This window comes from Mesorhizobium sp. M7A.F.Ca.CA.004.06.1.1, assembly GCF_003999135.1.
Lineage (GTDB): Bacteria > Pseudomonadota > Alphaproteobacteria > Rhizobiales > Rhizobiaceae > Mesorhizobium.
On record NZ_RZPQ01000328.1, the window covers coordinates 1 to 6,218 of the forward strand.

Sequence of the window (6,218 nt, forward strand, 5' to 3'; positions counted from 1 at the left end):
ATTCATGGCCGGTCACCATCGGCACCGGCACCGTCTTCTGCGCCCACTGGTCCCAATTGTAGATGTGCACGTCGGTGCCGCAGATCGCCGTCTTCTTGATCTTGATCAGCACGTCGTTGGGGCCGATCTCCGGCACCGGCACCTCTTCCATCCAGATGCCTGGTTCGGCCTTGGCCTTCACCAGCGCCTTCATCATGTTCGACATGCTTTTGTCCCTTGAATCTCTTGATCCGGAATCGCTTTTCGATTCCAGCCTTTCAGGAAATGACCCCGAGTTCGCGCCCGACGGCGGCAAACGCCTCGACCGCCCTGTCAATATCCGCACTGGAATGCGCCGCCGACATTTGCGTGCGGATGCGGGCCTGCCCTTTCGGCACCACCGGGAAGGAGAAGCCGATGACGTAAATGCCGCGCTTCAGCATGCGCGCGGCCATCTCCTGCGCCAGGCTGGCATCACCCAGCATCACCGGTATGATCGGATGATCGGCTCCGGCCAGCGTGAAGCCGAGCTTGCCCATCTGCGACCGGAAGCGCGCCGCATTGTCGTAGAGTTTGCTGCGCAGCCCATCGCCGTCCTTGATCAGTTCGAACACCTTGATCGAAGCGCCGGCGATCGCCGGCATGAGCGTGTTGGAGAAGAGATACGGCCGTGAGCGCTGGCGCAGCCAGTCGACCACCTGGCCTTTGCCCGAGGTGTAGCCACCGGAGGCCCCGCCAAGCGCCTTGCCGAGCGTGCCGGTGATGATGTCGACCCTGCCCTCGACGCCGCAATGTTCGGCCGAGCCGCGGCCGTTTCGGCCGACGAAGCCGACGGCATGGCTGTCGTCGACCATCACCATGGCGTCGTATTTCTCGGCGAGGTCGCAGACACCCGTGAGATTGGCGATGATGCCATCCATCGAAAACACGCCGTCGGTGGCGATCAACCGGAAGCGGCAGTCCCGGGCTTCCTTCAGTCGCGCCTCGAGATCGGCCATGTCGTTGTTGGCGTAGCGGAAACGTTTGGCCTTCGACAGCCGCACGCCATCGATGATCGAGGCATGATTCAAGGCATCCGAGATAATGGCGTCTTCCTCGCCCAGCAGCGTCTCGAACAGGCCGCCATTGGCATCGAAACAGGAGCCGTAGAGGATGGTGTCTTCCATGCCGAGGAAAGAGGAAATCGTGGATTCGAGCTGCTTGTGCTCTTCCTGGGTGCCGCAGATAAAGCGCACCGATGCCATGCCGTAGCCATAGCGGTCGAGCGCCTGCTTGGCAGCATTGCGCAAATCGGCGCTATCGGCGAGGCCGAGATAGTTGTTGGCACAGAAATTCAGCACCTTGTCGCCGCCGACCTCGATCTCGGCCGACTGCGTCGAAGTGATCACCCGCTCCGACTTGTAGAGGCCTGCCGATTTGAGCCCCGCGAGCTCGCCGTCGATGTGGGAGAGGAATGCTGCGGTCATGGTCGGCCTCGTTTGATGTGGGCTGACTGTCGTCTCGTCCGCGTGAAAAATCCATCGCAAAAACGACCGGATCGGTGGCAAGCAGCACGATGCCGCCCCGATGTCGATCATCATGCGGCGGCGGAAACGATGCCGCGACAAGGGTTCTGGCCGATGACCGCTCAAATGCCGGTACGGCGTTAAACGAGCCGATAACCATTTCGCGATCTTTCGACAGCCGCCCCTCGCCGGGCAGCCGTCGATTTCCGGTCCTGTTAACGTTTGCAGTTCAATGGTGCTCATACAAGAATCTTTAGGCAAGAATCCGTAGGCGAGAGGGCCGCCCCCGAAAATGTCGCAGCAGCCGGTGCAAACCGTTTCAGGCAAGCTCATACTGCTGATCAAGGCCGGCTATTGGCTGGCCCTGCTGATCATTGCGGCCATGGTGATCGCCTCCTTCATCCTGCTGCAGCAGATGATGGCCACCCAACAGCACAATCACACCTTGCTCGACATCGTCAGCACACAAAAGACGCTGTCGCAGCGCATCGTCTTCCTTGCCGGTGCAACGGGCGCCGGCTCACGCGACAAGCAACCGGCGCTGGTCAGCGCGCTCAAGCAGGCAACGGCGGAGTTCGAGACGAACTACGACCTGCTGCTCGATCAGACGGGAGCCGATCCGCAATCGCCGGCCAAGCTTGACCCGAAGTCGATCGAAAGCGTCCTTTTCGCCAAGCCCTTCCACCTCGACTATTTCTCGGTCGGGCTGATCGCCAATGGCGACCGCCTGATCTCGGCCTATGAATCGCAATTCAGCGGCAATGGCGGTTACAAGGGCGGCGACGAACGCGTCAATCTCGACGCCTCCGTCGCCAATGCGACCTTGTCGGGCTACGCCGCGCTTGGCCAGCGCATCACTGCCGACGCCGACGACCGCTCCGAGAAGCTGCTCGCTCTCCATCGCACGCTGTTCTACGCCACAATCGGCGTCATCATACTGGTGGCGCTCTTCATCTTCAGGCCGATGTCGAACGCCATCCTGCGCAAGACGCATGAATTGATCGACGCGCGCAATTCCATGGCCTTCATCGCGGTGCATGACGGCCTTACCGGCCTGCACAACCGCACGTTCCTGACCGATCATTTCGACACGCTGATCAAGGGAACGCACCGGCGTCGCGAACGCCTTGCCGTCGTCCAGCTCGATCTCGACCGATTCAAGCAGATCAACGATACGCTCGGCCACGCCGCCGGCGACTATGTGCTGGTCGTGACGGCACAGCGCATGCGCGATTCCTGCCGGGCGTCGGATCTGTGCGTGCGCCTGGGCGGCGACGAGTTCGTCATGATCCTCGGCGGCGCCGGCGGCACCGAAGACATCAATATGCTGGCGCGACGCATCCTGGCACATATCAACGAGCCGATCGTCTTCCAGGGCACGACCATTCTCCCAGGCGCCAGCGCCGGCATCGCGGTCTATCCGATCGACGCCGACAATGCCGGGGATTTGCTGGTCCACGCCGATCTGGCGCTTTACTCCGCCAAGAGGCTTGGCGGCGGCAACTTCTCCTTCTTCTCCGAGGAGCTGCGCCGCGAACTCGACTATCGCAAGCAGCTCGAGCACGACATCAAGGTTGCCATCGCCGAGCGGGCGTTCCAGGTCTATTTCCAGCCGCAGGTCTCACTGACCCACGGCACGATCAGCGGCATCGAGGCGCTGGTGCGCTGGAACCATGCGGAGCGCGGCATGATCCCGCCCGGCGAGTTCATTCCGGTCGCCGAGAAATGCGGCTTCATGCCCGAGATCGGCCGCATCGTCATCACCAAGGCGATCAACGAGGCGGCCGAATGGAACCGCGCCGGCATTGCCTTCGGACGGCTTGCCGTCAATGTTTCCGGCACCGAGCTGCGCGAACACGATTTCGATGCGTTCTTGTTCGAGACGCTGGAAAAGGCCGGGCTGCCGCCGCAGAAACTGTCGCTGGAAATCGTCGAATCCGTCATCCTCGATGACGAAAAGACGGGTATCGCGGCCAAGCTGCGGCACATCCGGGCAGCCGGCGTCCATCTCGAACTCGATGATTTCGGCACCGGCTATGCTTCGCTCAGCCATGTCAACCCGAACGAGATCGACCGGCTGAAGATCGATCGCCGCTTCGTCCAGAACATCCATGAGAATGGCGACAACTCGAAGATCGTCCGCGCCATCACCGAGCTGGCGCGTGGCCTTGGCATCTCGATCGTCGCAGAGGGCGCCGAAACCGAGGCCGAGCTCAATTCGCTGATGGCGATCGGCTGCGACCAGGTGCAGGGCTACTCCATCGCCTTCCCGATGCCGCACGACAAGGCGCTGGAATGGCTGACCGCCCGCATGCCCAAGAAGGCCAAGCTGACGGTGCTGCAAGGAAGCCTGGCATAGGTTTGCCTTTTTGTTTGCGCATGTCGTTATCCCAAAACCGCTGCGCACTTTTGGGCGACATGCACCGGCTCGCCTTGACAAGCCGTTGTGGACATGGCGGCCTTGTCGTGATCGCAACCGGATATCGGGGCTGATGACACCGTTTCGGTTTGTGCTGGCGGCGGTTTTGATTTTTGCGGTTCCCGCCCAAGGGGCCGATCGCATAATATATCTTACCTTCGACGATGGGCCGCTGAACGGCACAAGCAACATCCTCGATGTGCTGGAAGCCGAGCAGGTTCCTGCAACCCTATTCATGGTCGGCATGCACGCACAGGCTAGCGCCGCCAACAGAGCGCTCGTCCAGCGCGCCAGGCAGCTTCCTCTGGTGACGCTCGGCAACCACAGCTACAGCCATGCCTACAATCACTACCGGCATTTCTACGGCGACACCGAAGGTGTCGTCGCCGACATGGTAAGGGCAAACGCGGTGCTCGGGTTGAAGCCCGTGGTGCATGCAAGGCTACCGGGGCGCGACGTGTTCAGGCTGCCCTCCATGTCGAAGAACGACACCTCGCTTGGGCTCGCCCAGGAGGGGCGTGAAGAGCCCGACTACGAGTTTGTCGCTGCCTCAGGCTTCTATCTCTACGGCTGGGACCATGAATGGGTGCACAAGGACAACGGCGAGCCGGTGCAGAGCGTTGACCATCTGGTCAGCGAGATCGATCACCTGTTCGGCTATGGCCGCTTCGTCAAGCCCGGCAAGCTGATCCTGCTGATGCATGACGAGATGTTCCAGGACAGTTTCGACGGCAAGATGAAGCTGACCAATTTGATCACCGCATTGAAGCTGCGCCACTACACCTTTGGGACAATCCAGGGCTACGACGACTGAGGCGACAAGGACGGCCAGTTCTCAGCGGGTTGCGCATCGACACGCCAATCTGTCGCGGGATCAGCGAGGTGTCAAAGCACCTCGACTGATTCGCCGCGTAACTTGTGGCGGCGCAATTTGATGTATGTGCGTAAATTTGGCGTAATCTGAAAGCCAATCAGCTTCGTCTCCTGGAGGGGAGCAGCCCACGCCATCGTCTCGTAGCGGGCACCGTAACCTTCGATGGTGACGGCAAGATTTTCGCGGCCCAGATACCTCGCCAGAGTGGCACAGGCAGCAACCCTCGATCGTATGGACTGACCGTATTTGGGCGCAAACGCCAATCCTCCGTCCGCCAGGTCATCCACCTCATGGGCAAGCACCAGGAACAAGATGTCCTCGTCGCCGGCCGGCACGCCGGCATCCACAAGGCGCTCGGGGTCTCCGGTATCGAATTTCAGTCCGACCAGGCGGGCGACAAGACCTTCAACCCGGGGACCGATTGTTTGCTCCAGCCATCTGCGGTGTGCATCGGTGCGCCTGCTGGACTTTCCGTCCGGATAGTGGCCGCTGTCGTAGGCAGCGTGAAACATCGCGGCCAGGACAAGATCGACGCTTTTATCGAAATGCGCGGCCGATGACGCAGCTCCCACCGCATGGCAGATGAACGGCCGTCCTGTCTTGCGGTAGCGGCCGTTGAACATCGCGCAACACACACGATACGCCTTTTGCACCCGGGCGATATCGGCAACCGAATATCCATTCTCGTATAGCTGCATGTAGAGCGCCGTATTGGTCTGGCGCGGAACGAACGGATCTTTCTTGGTCAACTTGTCCCCCCGGACTTTGTTAGGTTTTCGTCAACTTTTCTCGGCAGAAGACGCACTGCTTCGCGATTTCCCTGCAGACTTGCAGTAGAATGAAACTGATCCCAAGCGTTTGGATCACCCTAGATCGTTACAAGTACGACAGGGAAAGTCCAGTCTAGGGGCTCTTGCAGGAAGCTTCGGCCGCGCGCTACGATCCTGGCGATAGCTAATTTCAGATTCGCAAGCCGAACCTGATGCCGTCATAGATGGCGGCATGAATGTTGCGCGAGGCGACCGCGTCGCCGATGCGGAACAGAACAAAGCCGCCTTCTGGATTGCGCTTGGGAAAGATGTCGCCACCGCTCACCAGACGCTCGTAGTCGACCGCGCCGCCATTCTTCGACAGCGGCTTCAGCAAGAGGTATAGATCGTCGAGCGGTAGCGTACCGTGCTCGACCACCACCTGGTCGACCCTGCGCTCGCCGCGCCAGCCATCGGCGAAATCCGAAGCCAGCTCTGCGATCAGCTGGTTGCCCTCACGCCGCACCGAACGCAGCCGCGTGTTGATGGTGATGGTGACGCCCTTTTCCTGGAAGGCCCTGATATAGGGCACATGGTTCATGCCGCCCATTTCCGGGGCAAAGAAACGCTCCGGCGATACAAGCTCGAGTTTCGAGCCGGCATTGGCGATCAGTTCGGCGGCGCCCATGCCC

General features: G+C 60.7%; 5 protein-coding genes and 1 pseudogene. 2 read left to right on the forward strand and 4 right to left on the reverse strand.

The window, feature by feature from the left end; all coding sequences use genetic code 11:
• The coding region (locus EN906_RS19350; protein WP_164777241.1) for an alcohol dehydrogenase catalytic domain-containing protein at nucleotides 1-205 on the reverse strand (205 nt) is incomplete at its 3' end.
• 52 nt (nucleotides 206-257) lie between these two features.
• On the reverse strand, nucleotides 258-1,445 hold the full coding sequence (locus EN906_RS19355) for a glycine C-acetyltransferase (protein WP_127268536.1): 1,188 nt from the start codon (nucleotides 1,443-1,445) through the stop codon (nucleotides 258-260).
• Nucleotides 1,446-1,776: 331 nt separating this feature from the next.
• On the opposite strand from EN906_RS19355, the gene EN906_RS19360 reads away from it, so the two are divergent.
• Together EN906_RS19360 and EN906_RS19365 are read left to right on the forward strand one after the other, a co-directional pair.
• Nucleotides 1,777-3,843 (forward strand): EAL domain-containing protein, encoded by a 2,067-nt coding sequence (locus tag EN906_RS19360; RefSeq protein ID WP_127272156.1) that lies wholly within the window; start codon nucleotides 1,777-1,779, stop codon nucleotides 3,841-3,843.
• Between the two features lie 133 nt (nucleotides 3,844-3,976).
• Complete coding sequence (locus tag EN906_RS19365; protein ID WP_127270105.1) at nucleotides 3,977-4,717, forward strand: polysaccharide deacetylase family protein; 741 nt, start codon at nucleotides 3,977-3,979, stop codon at nucleotides 4,715-4,717.
• Nucleotides 4,718-4,788: 71 nt separating this feature from the next.
• Here the strand turns inward: EN906_RS19365 and EN906_RS19370 are convergent, their stop codons facing one another.
• Entirely contained in the window at nucleotides 4,789-5,526 is a 738-nt protein-coding gene (locus EN906_RS19370) for a hypothetical protein (protein ID WP_127270107.1), read from the reverse strand.
• Nucleotides 5,527-5,737: 211 nt separating this feature from the next.
• Nucleotides 5,738-6,218, reverse strand: a pseudogene (locus EN906_RS19375) (N-methylproline demethylase); the annotation flags it as partial.

Excerpts from the sequence above, each read along its gene's own strand:
- EN906_RS19355 (WP_127268536.1), bottom strand. The coding sequence starts at position 1,445 with ATGACCGCAGCATTCCTCTCCCACATCGACGGCGAGCTCGCGGGGCTC.
- EN906_RS19360 (WP_127272156.1), top strand. The coding sequence starts at position 1,777 with ATGTCGCAGCAGCCGGTGCAAACCGTTTCAGGCAAGCTCATACTGCTG.
- EN906_RS19365 (WP_127270105.1), top strand. The coding sequence starts at position 3,977 with ATGACACCGTTTCGGTTTGTGCTGGCGGCGGTTTTGATTTTTGCGGTT.